Annotated in this window: 17 protein-coding genes and 1 tRNA gene; 12 read left to right on the top strand and 6 right to left on the bottom strand. The window is 71.2% G+C overall.

The features are described from left to right. The first annotated feature begins 104 nt into the window (after positions 1-104). Positions 105-1,064, top strand: coding sequence for an aldose 1-epimerase family protein (locus J0I43_RS12525; RefSeq protein ID WP_292864245.1), 960 nt, complete (start codon positions 105-107; stop codon positions 1,062-1,064). A 110-nt stretch (positions 1,065-1,174) separates the two neighbouring features. Here J0I43_RS12525 and J0I43_RS12520 read toward each other — a convergent pair whose 3' ends face one another. Further along, complete coding sequence (locus J0I43_RS12520) at positions 1,175-1,378, bottom strand: hypothetical protein (RefSeq protein ID WP_292864243.1); 204 nt, start codon at positions 1,376-1,378, stop codon at positions 1,175-1,177. Positions 1,379-1,545: 167 nt separating this feature from the next. Between J0I43_RS12520 and J0I43_RS12515 the strand changes: the two genes are divergently transcribed. Beyond that, positions 1,546-1,929 carry a DUF5684 domain-containing protein gene (locus J0I43_RS12515; RefSeq protein ID WP_292864241.1) on the top strand — a complete coding sequence of 128 codons (384 nt, stop codon included), beginning with the start codon at positions 1,546-1,548 and terminating at the stop codon, positions 1,927-1,929. An 8-nt stretch (positions 1,930-1,937) separates the two neighbouring features. On the opposite strand, the gene J0I43_RS12510 is transcribed toward J0I43_RS12515, so the two are convergent. After that, the gene (locus J0I43_RS12510; RefSeq protein ID WP_292864239.1) at positions 1,938-2,777 is read right to left on the bottom strand and encodes an SDR family oxidoreductase; all 840 of its coding nucleotides are present in this window, start codon (positions 2,775-2,777) and stop codon (positions 1,938-1,940) included. Between the two features lie 90 nt (positions 2,778-2,867). Between J0I43_RS12510 and J0I43_RS12505 the strand changes: the two genes are divergently transcribed. The 7 genes from J0I43_RS12505 to J0I43_RS12475 all read left to right on the top strand — a co-directional run bounded on the left by J0I43_RS12505 (position 2,868) and on the right by J0I43_RS12475 (position 7,463). Beyond that, the gene (locus J0I43_RS12505) at positions 2,868-3,518 is read left to right on the top strand and encodes an asparagine synthase (protein WP_292864237.1); all 651 of its coding nucleotides are present in this window, start codon (positions 2,868-2,870) and stop codon (positions 3,516-3,518) included. A gap of 67 nt (positions 3,519-3,585) precedes the next feature. Then, positions 3,586-3,658 (top strand) — tRNA-Arg (locus J0I43_RS12500). Positions 3,659-3,879: 221 nt separating this feature from the next. Beyond that, positions 3,880-4,689, top strand: a complete 810-nt coding sequence (locus tag J0I43_RS12495) for a formylglycine-generating enzyme family protein (protein WP_292864235.1) — start codon at positions 3,880-3,882, stop codon at positions 4,687-4,689. Beyond that, positions 4,686-5,051, top strand: coding sequence for a DUF202 domain-containing protein (locus J0I43_RS12490; protein WP_292864233.1), 366 nt, complete (start codon positions 4,686-4,688; stop codon positions 5,049-5,051). Before J0I43_RS12495 ends, J0I43_RS12490 begins: the two co-directional genes overlap by 4 nt. Next, positions 5,048-5,389, top strand: a complete 342-nt coding sequence (locus J0I43_RS12485) for a DUF202 domain-containing protein (RefSeq protein WP_292864231.1) — start codon at positions 5,048-5,050, stop codon at positions 5,387-5,389. Before J0I43_RS12490 ends, J0I43_RS12485 begins: the two co-directional genes overlap by 4 nt. 110 nt (positions 5,390-5,499) lie before the next feature. After that, positions 5,500-6,324, top strand: coding sequence for a sugar phosphate isomerase/epimerase (locus J0I43_RS12480; protein WP_292864216.1), 825 nt, complete (start codon positions 5,500-5,502; stop codon positions 6,322-6,324). Beyond that, positions 6,321-7,463: a Gfo/Idh/MocA family oxidoreductase gene (locus tag J0I43_RS12475; protein ID WP_292864213.1), complete on the top strand. Its 1,143-nt coding sequence runs from the start codon at positions 6,321-6,323 to the stop codon at positions 7,461-7,463. The genes J0I43_RS12480 and J0I43_RS12475 overlap by 4 nt, the downstream gene beginning before the upstream one ends. A gap of 27 nt (positions 7,464-7,490) precedes the next feature. On the opposite strand, the gene J0I43_RS12470 is transcribed toward J0I43_RS12475, so the two are convergent. Then, the gene (locus J0I43_RS12470; protein WP_292864211.1) at positions 7,491-8,729 is read right to left on the bottom strand and encodes a PLP-dependent aspartate aminotransferase family protein; all 1,239 of its coding nucleotides are present in this window, start codon (positions 8,727-8,729) and stop codon (positions 7,491-7,493) included. A 122-nt stretch (positions 8,730-8,851) separates the two neighbouring features. Here J0I43_RS12470 and J0I43_RS12465 point away from each other — a divergent pair, with 122 nt between their 5' ends. After that, the gene (locus J0I43_RS12465) at positions 8,852-9,322 is read left to right on the top strand and encodes an Lrp/AsnC family transcriptional regulator (protein WP_292864460.1); all 471 of its coding nucleotides are present in this window, start codon (positions 8,852-8,854) and stop codon (positions 9,320-9,322) included. Positions 9,323-9,339: 17 nt separating this feature from the next. On the opposite strand, the gene J0I43_RS12460 is transcribed toward J0I43_RS12465, so the two are convergent. The 3 genes from J0I43_RS12460 to J0I43_RS12450 form a co-directional block, all read right to left on the bottom strand. Then, complete coding sequence (locus J0I43_RS12460; protein WP_292864208.1) at positions 9,340-10,140, bottom strand: alpha/beta fold hydrolase; 801 nt, start codon at positions 10,138-10,140, stop codon at positions 9,340-9,342. A gap of 66 nt (positions 10,141-10,206) precedes the next feature. Continuing rightward, positions 10,207-11,568: an aspartate aminotransferase family protein gene (locus J0I43_RS12455; protein ID WP_292864205.1), complete on the bottom strand. Its 1,362-nt coding sequence runs from the start codon at positions 11,566-11,568 to the stop codon at positions 10,207-10,209. Between the two features lie 11 nt (positions 11,569-11,579). Further along, positions 11,580-13,097 carry a CoA-acylating methylmalonate-semialdehyde dehydrogenase gene (locus tag J0I43_RS12450; protein ID WP_292864202.1) on the bottom strand — a complete coding sequence of 506 codons (1,518 nt, stop codon included), beginning with the start codon at positions 13,095-13,097 and terminating at the stop codon, positions 11,580-11,582. A gap of 184 nt (positions 13,098-13,281) precedes the next feature. Between J0I43_RS12450 and J0I43_RS12445 the strand changes: the two genes are divergently transcribed. Next, positions 13,282-14,913, top strand: coding sequence for a PucR family transcriptional regulator (locus J0I43_RS12445; RefSeq protein WP_292864200.1), 1,632 nt, complete (start codon positions 13,282-13,284; stop codon positions 14,911-14,913). 68 nt (positions 14,914-14,981) lie between these two features. After that, entirely contained in the window at positions 14,982-15,392 is a 411-nt protein-coding gene (locus tag J0I43_RS12440; protein ID WP_292864197.1) for a hypothetical protein, read from the top strand. Positions 15,393-15,395 lie beyond the last annotated feature (3 nt).

Genomic DNA, 15,395 nt, shown 5'->3' with positions numbered 1-15,395 from the left:
GCCCCTGGTTGCGCGATTTCGTCGGCGCAGGGTGCCGCTCCGCGCTCGGATAATGACGATCCGCGACGACGAAAGTGCGGCCGGACATCCACGAGAATGGAGGGATGACCTCCACCCCCCGTTCCGGCACTCCGTTCATCCTGCGCGCGGGCGCGTACGAAGCCGAGATCGCGAGCATAGGCGCGTCGTTGCGCGCTCTGCGCCACGAGGGACGCGACCTCGTCGTGCCGTTCGACGCCGACGAGGTCCGGCCCGGCTACCGTGGTGCGCTCCTCGCGCCGTGGCCGAACCGCGTCGTCGACGGTCGCTACGCGTTCGCGGGTGAGGAGTTCGAGCTCGCCCTGACCGAGCCGAAGCGCGGCCACGCTCTGCACGGCCTCGCCGCCTGGCTCGACTTCGTGGCGACGGCGCAGACGGATGCCTCCGTCACCCTCGCGGCCGTCATCGAGCCCCAGACGGCCTACCCGTGGCGCGTGCGAGTGGAGACGACCTACGCCCTCGACGAGAACGGGCTCGTCCAGACCGTCCGCGCCGTGAACGAGAGCGAGGATGCCGCTCCCTTCGGCACGGGCCCCCATCCCTACCTCGTCGCGGGGCCCGGCCCGCTCGACACCTGGACGCTCACGCTGCCCGCCGCCGAGGTCCTCGAGGTCACATCGGACCGGCTCTCGCCGGTCGCGCTGCGCGACGTGGCCGTGTTCGACCCGGAGCGCTTCGACTGGCGTGCCGCGCGCCCGGCGCGCGTGCTCGGCGCCGTCGAGATCGACCACGCCTACACCGCGCTGGAGCGCACCGCCGACGGCCTCGCCACGGTGCGGCTGAGCGACCCCTCCGGCACGGGCGTCGAGATGACGTGGGATGCGGCATGCCCGTGGGTGCAGGTGCACACGGCGGACCTTCCGGGCGGCCCGACCCAGCCGTTCCACCGCGCGGGTCTCGCCGTCGAGCCGATGACGTGCGCCCCGGATGCCTTCAACGCGAACCGCTACGACTACGACGCCGGACTGATCGTGCTCGAGCCCGGCGCGGAGACCTCGGCATCCTGGCGGATCTCCGCGATCTGAGCGTCGGTGCAGCAGCGGCGTCCTGAGCGCGCGCGGCAGAAAGGCCCCGGAGTACTCTCCGAGGCCCTTCGCGAAGCGCCGGCAAGGGAGGAAGCCGGCGCAAGAGGATGTCAGTCGTTGTCTCCGCGCAGATCCGCCTTGACCTCGTTGCGCTTCTCGACGGAGTCGCGCTCGGCCTCGGCCTTCTTCACCTCGGCATCCGCCTTCACTTCGTCGATCTTGTCGCCGACGCGGTCCTTGGTGTCCTCGAAGCCTTCCTTGATCTTGCGGCCCGCCGTCTCGGCGGCTTCCTTGGCGTCGTCCAGGATTCCCATTGCGCGCTCCTTTCGTCGGAGAAGAGTGGTTCGTCGACGACGATACGGCGGGGCCGCCGACGTCGGCAGGGGGTTGCTCTCGCGGGAGACGCGTGGTATTCCGTGACGCGGCGTGTCGGATGAAGATACGAATGCGTGCGAGCCGGGCGCCCCCTAGCATGAGCGCCATGGACGTTGACAACACGACTCTCGACCAGTGGCAGAGCGTTTTCGGCGGAACCGCCGGAACGATCATCGGACTGGCGTACTACATCCTGCTCGCGATCGCGATGTGGAAGGTCTTCACGAAGGCCGGCTATCCGGGCATCCTCGCCCTGATCCCGATCGTCAACTGGTTCTTCCTCGTGAAGATCGCCGGCTATTCGGCCTGGTGGGGACTTCTGGCGCTGATCCCCCTCGTGAACGTCGTCTTCGCGATCATCGTCGCGATCCGGGTCGGCCGGGCCTTCGACCACGGGGCGGTGTTCTCGTTCTTCCTGCTGTTCCTCATCGCACCGATCGGCTACTTCATCATCGGCTTCAGCGCCGACCGGTACAGCAAGCCCGCCTGATCGACGGATCACCCGATCGGGCTGGTCGTGTCGATGGCATCCCGCAGAGGGCGGCGCATCGCCGCCCAGTAGTGCGTCGGTGTGAGGCGGGTCAGGACGTCGACCAGGCCCGCCTCGCGGCCGACCATCGTGCGCGCGCGGCGGCGCACGATGGCCTCGACGATCTTCGCCGCGGCATCCACCGGCTCGGTGTGGTACATCGCGGCCTGCGCCTGCGCGGCGCGCTGGGCGACGGCGGGATCGATCGCCGCGGCGTAGCGTCCGTGCAGGATGATTCCCGTCTTGACCCCCGCGGGATAGATCGCACCCACCGAGACGCTCGAGCCCTCCAGCTCGTGCCGGAGCGCCTCGGTGAAGCCGCGCACGGCGTACTTGCTCATCGCGTACGGGATGCGGCCGGCGGGCGCGGCGAGCCCGTAGATCGAGACCAGGTGCGTGATGTGGGCCGCCGGGGAGCGGCGCAGCGCCGGCAGGAGCGCCTGCGTGATGTTGACGGTGCCCCACAGGTTCACGTCCATCAGCCAGCGCATCTCCTCCATCGTCAGCTGGTCGATGTCGCCGAGCATCGACGAGCCCGCGCACGTGATGAGCGTCTGCACGTGCGGATGCGCCAGCGCGATCTCCTCCGCGAGAGCAGCGACCGCGGCGTCGTCGGTGAGGTCGACGACGTGCGTCGTGTGCGCGGAGCCGGCGAGGGATGCCGCGACGCCGGCGAGCCCGTCGGCGTTCCGGTCCACGAGCGCGATGCGCGCGCCTCGCGCCGCGAGCTGCCTCGCGACCTCCGCGCCCATGCCGCTCGCGGCCCCTGTGATGACGCTCGTCGCGCCCGCGACCTGCAACCGTGGCATCCTCGCCCCTTCCGATTCCCGCACGCGGGATTGCGTCGTCTCCTCGATTCTCCCCGATGGCGCCTCGTAGGATCGAGGTGAGGGGGTGACGTGGCGAAGAAGAAGCGGGCGCGCACGCGCGACATCGTCGCCGAGGGGCTGTACATCGCCTCGGCCGCGACGCGTCTGAGCCTCAAGAACACGATCCTCGTGCACATCCTCGCTGAGGGCGAGGACTTCGACCTCGAGCGGTACCTGCCCGAGGCGCGCGCCGCGCTCGAAGCGCTCGCCGCCGAGGCGGAGGCGGATGCCGCGCGGACGGCGACCGAGCGCCGGCGGGCCCGAGGCCGCCACTACGACTCCGACGGGACGCACGACTATCGCGCCCGCGACGTGCGGAACCTGCGTCGACGCGAGAAGCAGTCGCTGCACGTCGCCGAACAGCTGCGGCTGCGGGCCGCCGACGACGCCGAGCTGCGCCTCCTCATCGCCGATGCCCGGGATGCCGCGTGGGCGGAGGTCGCGAAGAACATCGACCGGACTCTCCGCATCGAGGCATCCCGCCCCGACCTCGACCCGGACTACGCGCGCATGCGCACCGCGCGCATGCAGGCGCTGCGCCTCGTCGACCTCCCGAAGCTGCGTGCCCAGCGCCGCAGCGCGAAGGCCCAGCGCGTCTTGCGGGAGTCCGGCGAGGTGCCCGAGGTCGTGGAGAGCGGCGGTGCGCACCGGGGCGCGATCGACCCCGCGGAGCTCGAGTAGGCGCCCCGATTTAGCGCATGCCTCGCCGTGCGCTAAGCTATTCCACGGCCCTCCGCGAGGAAGGCATGCGCCCGTAGCTCAATGGATAGAGCATCTGACTACGGATCAGAAGGTTAGGGGTTCGAGTCCCTTCGGGCGCACACTGTGTTGAGACAGTGACGAAGACCTCCGGGAGACCGGGGGTCTTCTTTTTCCCACCCGGGGAGGCGGCGACGTGTCAGGTGAATGCGGGCCGGCGTGCGGGTGCGGTGCACCGTCTCGCGATCTCTTCGCCCTCGCTGCTCCGCCTCGCGCGGAGGCCAGCCGAGCGACGGGGCGTCACCTCGTGCCACAGGTGCGCGTTCCCGCAGGGACTTTCACGATGGGCGACTCGTCGGGCGACCGGAACCCCGCCGATGGCGAGGTGCCGCTGCACGACGTCGCCCTGGAGGCGTTCGAGATCGATGAGACGTCGGTGACCAACGAGGCCTTCGCGGCGTTCGTCGACGCGACCGGATACCGGACCGAGGCGGAGGTGTTCGGCTTCTCGGCGGTCTTCCACCTCGCCCTCGCGGCGCCGCCCGTCGATGTCATGGGCCCGGCTGCCGGAACGCCCTGGTGGTTCGGTGTGCGCGGGGCCGACTGGCGACACCCCGGCGGTGCCGCGTCCTCCATCGACGGCCTCGCCGAACACCCGGTCGTGCACATCAGCTGGAACGACGCCGTCGCCTATTGCGCGTGGGCGGAGCGACGCCTCCCCACCGAAGCCGAGTGGGAGTACGCGGCACGCGGCGGCATCGCGGGGGCGACCTACCCGTGGGGCGACGACGACGTCGATGCCGAGCGCTGGCGCGCCAACATCTGGCAGGGTGTCTTCCCACACGAGAACACGCGCGAAGACGGATGGCTCACGACCGCGCCGGTGCGCACGTTCGCCCCGAACGGGTACGGCCTGTGGCAGATGGTCGGGAACGTCTGGGAGTGGTGCAGCGACTGGTTCTCGCCCACGTACTACGGCACGTCCCCGGCATTCGACCCGCACGGCCCCGACGCGGGCACGACCCGCGTCCTGCGCGGCGGCAGCTACCTCTGCCACGTCTCCTACTGCAACCGCTATCGCAATTCCGCGCGGTCGCAGAACACACCCGACTCCTCGATGGGCAACGCCGGATTCCGGACGGTGGCGCGATGACGGACCGCCCCCGCTTCCCGTCCGCCGTCTACCGACACGGCGACGAGCCCGACCCGAGGTTCACGCTCGCGAACGAGCGCACCTTCCTCGCGTGGATCCGCACGGCGCTCGCGCTCGTCGCCGGCGGTGTCGCGCTCGAGGTGCTCGGGCTCGACCTGCATGCGGGGCTGCGTCTCGCGGCATCCCTGGTCCTGCTCCTCGCCGGCATCGCGACTCCTGCGATCGCCTGGGTCGGCTGGATCCGCGCCGAGCGGGCGATGCGCCTCGGCGCGCCGCTGCCGGCATCGCCGCTCGGGCCGGTGCTCGCGCTCGCGGTGACGGCGTCGGGCGTACTCGTGCTGCTCGCCGTCCTGTTGCGATGAGCGCGCTGTACGACCCGGGCCTCCAGCCGGAACGCACCGAACTCGCGTGGCGGCGCACCGCGCTCGCCCTCGCGGTGGGCTCGCTCGTCGCGATGCGGATGCTCCCGGCCACGCTCGGCGGAGTGGGGTGGGTGGCGCCGGGCATTGCGGGGCTCGTCTGCGCGGGTGCGCTGTGGCACGCCGCGCGCCTCCGCGCCGCCCGGGTGAACGACGTGCTCCTCGCGCGGACGGCGCGGCGCGCGCTCCCGGATGGCGCGCTGCTCGTCGCCCTCGCCGCCCTCACCGGGATGATCGGAGTATTCGGGCTCGTCGTGATCCTCGTCGCCGCCATGCGCTGAAGGATGCCGGGAGAAAAACTTCCACTTGGAGGTTTTCTGCGGTATCGTCGGTTCCGCCGCGGGCGGCATCCGCACGGCATCCCACAACGACGTACCCAGAAGGACGTGCCATGACCCTTCCCGAAGCCTCGGTCCAGCTCTACACGCTGCGCGAGGAGTTCTCCGCCGATCTCCAGGGGTCGCTCGACACCCTCGCCGGGATCGGGCTGCGCAACGTCGAGGCGTTCGACTTCGTGTCGCGCCCGGCGGAGATCCGGGCGGCTCTGGATGCCGCGGGACTCGCCGCGCCGACGGGTCACGCGCCCCTGCTGACCGACGAGCTGTGGACCCCGGACGGCTCGATCCCCACGCCCGCGCCGGAGGTCGTGTTCGCGGCGGCCGCCGAGATCGGCATCCAGACCGTCATCGACCCGTTCGTCGCACCGGAGCGCTGGCTCACCGAGGAGGGCGTGAGCGACATCGCCGAGCGTCTCAACGCGCTCGTCGAGACGGCTGCCGGGTTCGGGCTGTCGGTCGGCTACCACAACCACGCGCAGGAGTTCGTGGCCTCCTTCGACGGCGTCTCCGCGTACGAGCGGTTCGTCGCCCTCACCGATGAGCGCGTGCAGCTCGAGCTCGACCTGTTCTGGGCGCTGACGGGCGGCCAGGACCTGCCGGCTCTCGTCGAGCGCCTCGGGAGCCGTCTCACCGCGGTCCACGTGAAGGACGGCGTCGTGCCGGCATCCAACCCGTGGGCTCCGGGCGCCGCGGAGTTCGGATCCGACGCACTCGACCAGCGCCGCGCCGGTGAGGGCGACGTGCCGCTCGCCGCCGCGCTCCGGGCCGGCGCCGCGATCCGCTACGCCGTCATCGAGTACGACAAGGCCCCCGGCGACGTCTTCGCCGACATCGCGGCATCCCTGGCCTTCCTCACGGACGGCGGGTTCGTCGCGTGACCGGCACCGCAGCAGGGCGCCCGTTCAGCGTCGGTATCATCGGCCTCGGCGTCATCAGCCAGACCTACCTCGAGAACCTGACCTCGTTCCCCGACGTCGCCGTCGTCGCGGTGGGGGATCTCATCCCCGAGCGCGCGAAGGCGAAGGCCGAGGAGTTCGGCATCGCCTCGTGGGGCACCGCGGCTGACGTGCTCGCGCACCCCGACGTGGACCTCGTCGTGAACCTCACGATCCCCGCCGTGCACGTCGAGGTGTCGCGCGCGGCGGTCGAGGCGGGCAAGCACGTCTGGACCGAGAAGCCGATCGGCCTCGACCGGGAGTCGACCCGGGAGCTTCTCGCTCTCGCGGCGGAGAAGGGCGTGCGAATCGGATCGGCGCCCGACACGCTCCTGGGCCCCGGCTTCCAGACCGCGAAGCGCGCCATCGCGGACGGCGTCATCGGCACGCCGCTGTTCGTGCAGACGATCTTCCAGACGCAGGGTCCGGATGCCTGGCATCCCGAGCCCGCGTTCCTGTTCGCGGAGGGTGCCGGACCGCTCCTCGACATGGGGCCGTACTACTTCTCGGCGCTCGTGAGCCTGCTCGGCCCCATCGAGGCCGTCGCCGCGCGCGGGTCGCGCCCGCAGCTCGAGCGGACGATCCGCACGGGACCGCGGGCGGGGGAGACCTTCCCCGTCGAGGTGCCCTCCACCGTGCAGGTGCTGACCTCCTTCGCGGGCGGTCAGCACGGCACGCATCTGCTGAGCTTCGACTCCGCGCTCGAACGCGCCGGCGTCGTCGAGATCCACGGCTCGGAAGGGTCGATCGTGATCCCCGACCCGAACATGTTCTCGGGGCGCATCGCGTATGTGAAGCCGGTCGGAACCATCACCGATTTCGACCGCGCGGGCCAGGAATGGATCGAGATCCCCGAGCAGGGCATCGTCACGGGTCGTGGGCTCGGCGTCCTCGACATGGCACGCGCCATCGCCGCGGACCGGCCCCACATCGCGACGGGTGAGCTGGGCTTCCACGTCCTCGACGTGATGCTGTCGGCACAGGATGCCGCCGCCTCCGGCGAGACCGTCCGCATCGACTCGACCGTGGCGCCCGTGCCGCTCCTCGAGGACGGGTTCGACCCCTTCGCGCGCACCCTCTGAGCGACCGTCGATCCCTCCGATCGCCGTTCAGTGGGCGCGTACGCCGGAAACCTCGCTCAGATTCCCGGCGTACGCGTCACCTGAACGCCGGTCGGCGGCGGTGAGTGCGCCATCGAGGTCAGCCATGAGGTCCGCGGCATCCTCGAGCCCGATCGACAGGCGCACGATGTCGGCGCCCGGCCGCGCCTCGGCTGGGACTGGCCGATGCGTGAGGGCGGCCGGGTGCTGGATGAGCGAGTCGACGCCCCCGAGGGACACGGCGTGGGTGAACAGGCGCACGCCCGCCGTGACCGCCGCTGCGGAGTCGTAGCCCCCGCGCAGGCGTACGGCGAGCATGGCACCGGGACCGCGCAGCTGGCGACCGATGAGGCCGCGCGGGTCGCCGTCCAGCCCGGGATAGAAGACCTCGGCGACGGCGGGGTGCTCCGCGAGCCAGGTGGCGATGCGCTGCGCGCTGCGCTGTTGACGCTCCATCCGCAGCGGAAGAGTGGGAAGTCCGCGGTGCAGCAGATAGGCCCCGAGCGGGTGGAGGAGTCCGCCCGTGATGGCGCGCACGCGCCTGAGCGCCTCGATCGACTGCTCGGATCCAGCGACGACGCCCGCGATCACGTCACCGTGCCCGCCGAGGTACTTCGTCGCGCTGTGCAGCGACATCGTCGCGCCCAGCTCGATCGGGTTCTGCAGCACGGGCGTCGCGAACGTGTTGTCCACCACCACGGGGACCCCTCCCGCCTGCGCGACGACCGCGGCGATGTCGACGAGCTCGAGCGTCGGATTGGCGGGGGTTTCCAGCACGACGAGCCCGGTGTCGGGGCGGATGTTCGCGGCCACCTCTTCCTCGCGGCAGAAGGTGACCTCGGTGCCCAGCATGGCCGACCCGAGCAGGTGATCGGTGCCCCCGTAGAGCGGCCGCACCGCGACGACGTGGCGTCGGCCGATGGACACGGTGTGTGCGATCACGACCGCCGTCATCGCGGCCATGCCCGAAGCGAACGCGGCGGCTGCCTCGGCGTGTTCGAGCGCCGCGAGCGCGTCCTCGAAGCGGGCGACCGTCGGGTTCCACAGCCGTGCGTAGACCATGCCGCCCTCCGCGACTGGGCGCCCGCCCGTCGCCATGGCCTCATAGGAATCGCCGCCGAGCTCGATATCGGGCAGCGGATTCGTCGTCGACAGATCGATCGGCGGAGCGTGCACGCCGAGCGTGGCGAGGTCTTCGCGTCCGGCGTGGACGGCGAGGGTGTCGAGGTGCCAAAGATCATCGCGCATGATCTTCATCTTGCGATGTGAACGGGGATCTCGCGCAGAATCCGAAGAATACGCAACACTAGAGCAATCATCGCGGATTTTCGGTGGCACACGACGTACGGAAGGGGATCTCCTTGGCCAGAATGCAAGCGGCCGATGCGGCGGGACTCGACGAACTCGACATCGCGATCCTGCGCATCCTCACGCAGCACGGCGACGTCACCAACAAAGCGCTCGCGCAGCGGCTCGAGATCGCCGAGTCGACGTGCGCCCACCGGGTGCGGGCGCTGAAGACCCGCGGGGTGATCCGCGACACACGGGTGCGCATCGAGCCCGATGCCCTCGGCTACCCGCTGCAGGCGATGATCCGCGTGCGTCTGACCAACCACACGCCTGACCGCGTCCACGCGCTCGCCGACGCCCTCGCCGACACTCCCCGGGTGCTGCAGGTGTTCCATGTCGCGGGCGCCGACGACTTCCTCGTGCACGTCGCCGCGGCCGACACGGCGGCGCTGCGCGACATCGTGCTGGAGCACATCACTGTGCATCCGGTCGTGCGGGCCACCGAGACCCAGCTGATCTTCGATCTGCGCGACGGACGGGGTCTGCTCTAGACGAGCTCCTGCCGGATTCAGGCTTCGGAAGCGCCCAGGCGCTCGGCCACCACCCGCGTCGCCGTCGCCACGTCGAGGCGATGCATCAACGATTCCGGCGTGATGAGAAGCTCCGCACCGGGCATCGCGGCCGCGAGCTTCTCCGCCGCGACGGAGAGCATTGGAAAGGTCTGCTCTCCGCAGAGGATCGTGACAGGCGCCGCGACGGCGAGCATGTCCGGCGTGGGCGTCGAGACGTCGCGCGTCAGAGCCGCGTCGTAGACCGTCGACTGCGCGAGCGCGCGCAAAGCGTCGAAAAGCGGGCTCTGGCGGATCTGTTCGACCATCGCGTCGGGCAGCCCGACGCCCTCCCGCTGGAACAGGACGACGGCGTCGCCCGTGCGCTCGGCATCCACGAGCGCCTGCAGGCGCTCGGGGAGACTCGGGTCCGCGTCGTCCACGCCGAAGTGGAAGGGCGGCTCGGAGAGGAAGAGCCGACGCACGGGGATGCCGCGGGCCGCGGCCACGAGCGCCAGGACTGCCCCCGACGAGTGGCCGAGCACCGCGGCATCCCCGCCCGCCGCCGCGATGACCGCGGCGAGATCGTCGACTTCGCGCAGCGGGTCGACGGCGGTGCGGGCGGCGCGCGCATCGTCGCTGTCGCCCCGCGCACGGCGGTCGTAGGTGATCGCCGTGAACCCCGCGTCGGCGAGGGCGGTGGCGAGCTCCCCGGCATCCCGCGCCGTCGAGAAGGCGCCGTTCACGATCACGACGGACGGCCCCGCGCCCGCGCGGTGGAGGGCGATGCGAGTGCCGTCGGCCGAGATCACGTGTTCCATGGCTCGATGCAAGCAGGGGCCGCCGACACCGTCAAGCGAGGGACCCCGCCACTCTTCAGGTGAGCGTCAGGCGGTCACGTGCTCGTCGGCGACGTCCAGGGCGCGATCGATGATGTCGAGCCCCCGGACGAGGTCGTCCTCCGAGATGACGAGCGGCGGCGCGACGTGCACGCGGTTGAAGTGCGTGAAGGGCCACAGGCCCGCCTTCTTGCACGCCGCCGCGATCGCCGCCATCGGCGCCGCGTCGGCACCGGAGGCGTTGAAGGGCACGAGCGGCTCGCGCGTCTCGCGGTCGCGCACGAGCTCGATCGCCCAGAACAGGCCCTGCCCGCGCACCTCGCCGATCGACGGGTGCTTCTCGGCCATGGCGCGCAGGCGGGGCTCCACGACGCGCGAGCCCAGATCGCGCACGCGCGGCAGGATGCCGTCGCGCTCGAACACCTCGAACGTCGCGACCCCCGCGGCGCACGCGAGGGGATGCCCCGAGTACGTGAGCCCGCCCGGGAAGGCGACGGTGTCGAAGCGGCTCGCGATGGCGTCGGAGATCACGACGCCGCCGAGCGGGACGTACCCCGAGTTGATCCCCTTCGCGAAGGTGATGAGGTCGGGCACGACATCGAACGCCTGGAAGGCGAACCACTCTCCGACGCGACCGAAACCCACCATCACCTCGTCGGCGATGTAGAGGATGCCGTAGGTGTCGCACAGCGCCCGGACGCCCGCGAGGTACCCGGGGGGTGGCACGAGCACGCCGTTCGTGCCGACGATCGTCTCCAGGATGATCGCCCCGATCGTCGACGCCCCCTCCAGGATGATCGTCTGTTCGAGGTGCTCGAGCGCGCGCGCCGTCTCCTCCTCGGGGGATGCCGAGTGGAACGGCGACCGGTACGCGTACGGCCCGAAGAAGTGCGCGACCGACCCGTCGGCGGGCTCGTTCGGCCAGCGCCGCGGGTCGCCGGTCAGCGTGATCGCCGTCGACGTGTTGCCGTGGTAGCTGCGGTAGGCCGACAGCACCTTGCGCTTGCCCGTGACGAGGCGCGCCATGCGGACGGCGTTCTCGTTGGCATCCGCCCCGCCGTTCGTGAAGAACACCTTGGAGAAGCCGTCCGGTGCGACCTCGGAGATGCGGCGGGCGAGGTCTCCGCGCACGTCGTTCGCCATCGACGGCTGGATCGTGGCGAGCTTTCCCGCCTGCTGCTGGATCGCGGCGACGAGGTCGGGGTGCTGGTGACCGAGGTTGAGGTTCACGAGCTGGCTGGAGAAGTCGAGGAACGTGTTCCCCTCGTAGTCCCAGAAGCTCGCCCCTTCGCCACCCGCGACGGGGTGTGGGTCGATGAGGGCCTGGGCGCTCCAGGAGTGGAAGACGTGGCCGCGGTCGTCCGCGCGCACGCGCGCGTTGGCCTCGAGGTCGGGCTGGATGTCGGTCATGGCGGGTCCGATCAGTGGTTCTGCGGGAAGCCGAGGTTGATGCCGGCGGATGCCCCGTCGGCGCGGGCAGCCGGGTCGATCCAGCGGGCCGTGATCGCCTTCTCCCGCGTGAAGAAGTCGAATCCGTGCACGCCGTATGCCTTGGCATCCCCGAAGAGCGACTGCTTCCACCCGCCGAACGAGTGGTACGCGACCGGTACCGGGATCGGCACGTTGATACCGATCATCCCGACCTGCACCTCGTTCTGGAAGCGCCGCGCCGCGCCGCCGTCGTTCGTGAAGATCGCGGTGCCGTTGCCGAACTGGCCCGAGTTGATCAGCGCGACGCCCTCGTCGTAGGAGCTCACGCGGACGACCGAGAGGACGGGCCCGAAGATCTCCTCGGTGTAGGCGCGGCTCGTGGTGGGCACGTGGTCGAGGAGCGTCGGGCCGAAGAAGAAGCCGTCCTCGGCGCCGTCGACCGCGAAGCCGCGCCCGTCGACGACGACGCGCGCGCCGTCGGCCTCGGCGATGTCGACGTACGAGGAGACCTTGTCGCGGTGGATGCCGGTGATCAGCGGGCCCATGTCGGGCTCCACGGCATCCGCGCCGTTGCCGACCTTGAGGGTTGCGATGCGCTCGCCGATCTTGTCGACGAGGGCGTCGGCGACGGTCTCCACCGCGAGGACGACCGAGATCGCCATGCAGCGCTCGCCCGCGGCGCCGTAGCCGGCGTTGATCGCAGCGTCGGCGACGAGGTCGAGGTCGGCGTCGGGGAGGACGAGCATGTGGTTCTTCGCGCCGCCCAGGGCCTGGACGCGCTTGCCGTGCTTGCTGGCGGTCTCGTAGATGTACTGTGCGATCGGCGTCGACCCGACGAACGAGATCGACTGCACGTCGGGGCTCTCGAGGAGGCCGTCGACGGCGAGCTTGTCGCCCTGCAGCACCGTGAACGCGCCGTCGGGGAGGCCCGCCTCCTGCCACAGCCGCGCCATCCAGAGGGCGGCGGAAGGGTCCTTCTCGGAGGGCTTCAACACGACCGCGTTCCCCGCGGCCAGCGCGATGGGGAAGAACCACATGGGCACCATCGCCGGGAAGTTGAACGGCGAGATGATGCCGACGACGCCGAGCGGCTGCTTGAGCGAGTACACGTCGATGCCGCTCGACGCGTTCTCCGAGTACGCCCCCTTGATGAGATGCGGGAATCCGGTCGCGAGCTCCACGACCTCCTGCCCGCGGGCGATCTCGCCCATGGCATCCGAGAGCACTTTGCCGTGCTCGGCGGTGATGAGCGCCGCGAGCTCGCCCTTGCGCGCGTTGAGCAGCTCGCGGAACGCGAAGAGGACCTGCTGCCGCTTCGCGATCGAGAACGCGCTCCAGGCCTCGAACCCGCGCACCGCCGAGGCGATGGCCGCGTCGATCTCCGCCTGATCGGCGAGAGCGACCTGGGCCGTGACGGCGCCCGTCGCCGGGTTGTAGACGGGAGCGGTGCGCCCGCCCTCCGGCGCGTACCCGGCGCCGTCGATCCAGTGGGCGATGACGGAGGTCATGGTTCTCCCTCGGGGGTGGGGGAGCCGGTGCGGTCCGCTGATCCGGACAGTCCGACCGGCGTGGTCTATCGTGGTCAGAATTCAGTCTGACAGCGAGAGAGCGTGATCACGGATGCCTGAGCGTCGCGAAGACCCGAGCGATCGGACAATCCGTCCGAGCGCCCCGCCGGAGAGTCTTCCGACCGTGCGCGAGGTGCTCGCCCTCGACGTCTTCGCGGCGGGGCACCCCGAGATCCTCGCCGACGACGCGGCCCTGCAGCAGCGCGTGCGATGGGTGCACGTGTCCGACAGCGCCGGCGTCGCGCGTCTCCTCGACGGCGGCGAACTGCTGCTGTCGACGGGGCAGGGATGGCCCGCCGATCCCGACGAGTTGAGCGCGTTCATCGGGCGCCTCGCCGCCGCGGGCCTCGCGTGCCTCGTCCTCGAGCTCGGCACGCACTACCGCTACGTTCCCGCCGTCGTCCTCGACGCGGCGCGCGCACACGAGCTGGCACTCGTGGCCCTGCACAACGAGGTCAAATTCGTCCAGCTGACCGAGGCCGTGCATCGGCGCATCATCGCCGACCAGTCGGCGGCGCTCCAGGCCCGTGACGAGGTGCGCTCGCGGTTCACGGCGCTGGCCCTCCGCGGGTCGCCCGCCGACTTCATCGTGCACCAGCTCGCGGCGACTCTCGGTGCGCCGGTGGTCCTCGAGAATCTCGCGCACGAGGTCGTCGTCAGCGGCATCCCGCCCGCACAGGAGCAGGAGCTGCTCACCGGCTGGGAGGCGCGCTCGCGCGCTGCGCACCGCGCGGTCTCGGGTTCAGGCGCCGGCGCGGACGATCCGGACGGCTGGCTCATCGTGCCGGTCGAGGCGCGCGGCACTCGCTGGGGGCACCTCGTCGCTCTCCCCGGTCCGCCGCATTCCGCGGGACGCGCCGGAGTCCTCGAGCAGGGCGCGATCGCGCTCGCGCTCGGGCGGCTCACCGACGGCGCGGGGGAGGAGTGGGCCCGCATCGGGCGCCGCGCCCTCCTCGAGGACCTCCTGTCGGGCCGCTTCGGCGCGTACGGCGCCGCGACCGCGCGCGTCGAGGCATCCGGCGTGCCCGTCGACGGCGCGTGCCTCGTCGGGCTCGTCATCTCCGGCGGCGGAAGTGCCGCTGCCGAGGCGATGGCTGGCGGCGTGGATGCCGCGGCGCAGGCGCTCGGGGGCAGGGCGCTGTCGTCGGGCGGGGAGGGGCGCGGCGGAGGCATCCGCCTGCTGCTCTCGCTGCCTCCGCGCCTCGCCGTGGACGACGCGCTCGTCCTGAAGCTCGTGCGCGAGCTGGCGCTGCCGCCGGGGGTGGTCGAGCGCCTCGTCGTCTCGGTCGGACCGGTCGCGAACGATCTCGAGGGCGGTCTCGCGTCGCTCGGCGAGGCCATCGATCTATCGCGCTCGCCCGGCGGTCGCCGGGTGCGCGGCGGCATGCCGGGCGCGGCCGGCGCGGCGAGCGGCGGCGTGGCGGAGATTCGCCGGAGCGACGATCGGCCGCTCGCGCGCCTCGTCGCGAGCCTGCGCGACGACCACCGCGCGCTCGAGCACGGCGAGCGGATGCTCACGCCGCTGATCGAGTACGACCTCCACCGCGGTGGTGACCTCCTCGACGTGCTCGGCGCGATGCTCGCGCACCCGGGCAACCGCACGGCCGCCGCGACCGCGTCGCACCTGTCGCGATCGGTGTTCTACCAGCGCATCGCGCTCATCCAGGACCTGCTCGGCGTCGACCTCGACGACGGTGAGGTGCTGACGGCACTGCACTTCGCCCTGCTCGTGCGGCGCTCCGCCGCGCGGGCGTGAGGGGCGGAGTCTCACAGGGGGTAGCCTCCGACGAGAGGCGCACGGGCGCCGCGCGAAAGGGGAATGCCATGACGTCCACGAGAACCCTCGTCCGAACGGTGCCGGCGGCCGGCGCTCTCGTCCTCGCCCTGGCGCTCGGCGGCTGCGCGGGTGCGAGCTCGGCCCCCGCGACCGGCAGCGCCTCGGCGCAGCTGGCCGCCCCCGTCATCGCGGATCTGACGAAGATCGACGGCACGACCGTCACGGTCCCGGTGGGCGGCGTCGTCGACCTGGTGGGTGACGACGAGACCTTCACCGACTGGACGGCCGACATCGACGACCCGGAGGTGGTGTCGTTCACGGCGGGAAAGAAGGATGCCTCGGCGAGCTTCAACCCCGGTCTCACGGCCCTCTCGGTCGGAGACTCCGACGTCACCCTCACCAACGGCTCGACGGGTCAGAAGGTCGAGTTCGAGGTCGAGGTCACCGCGAAGGGCTGAGCG

It is taken from the genome of Microbacterium sp. (assembly GCF_017305435.1).
Taxonomy (GTDB): Bacteria; Actinomycetota; Actinomycetes; order Actinomycetales; family Microbacteriaceae; genus Microbacterium.
The sequence above is the reverse complement of the archived record's forward strand: the minus strand, read 5'-3'. Positions and strand labels throughout refer to the sequence as shown.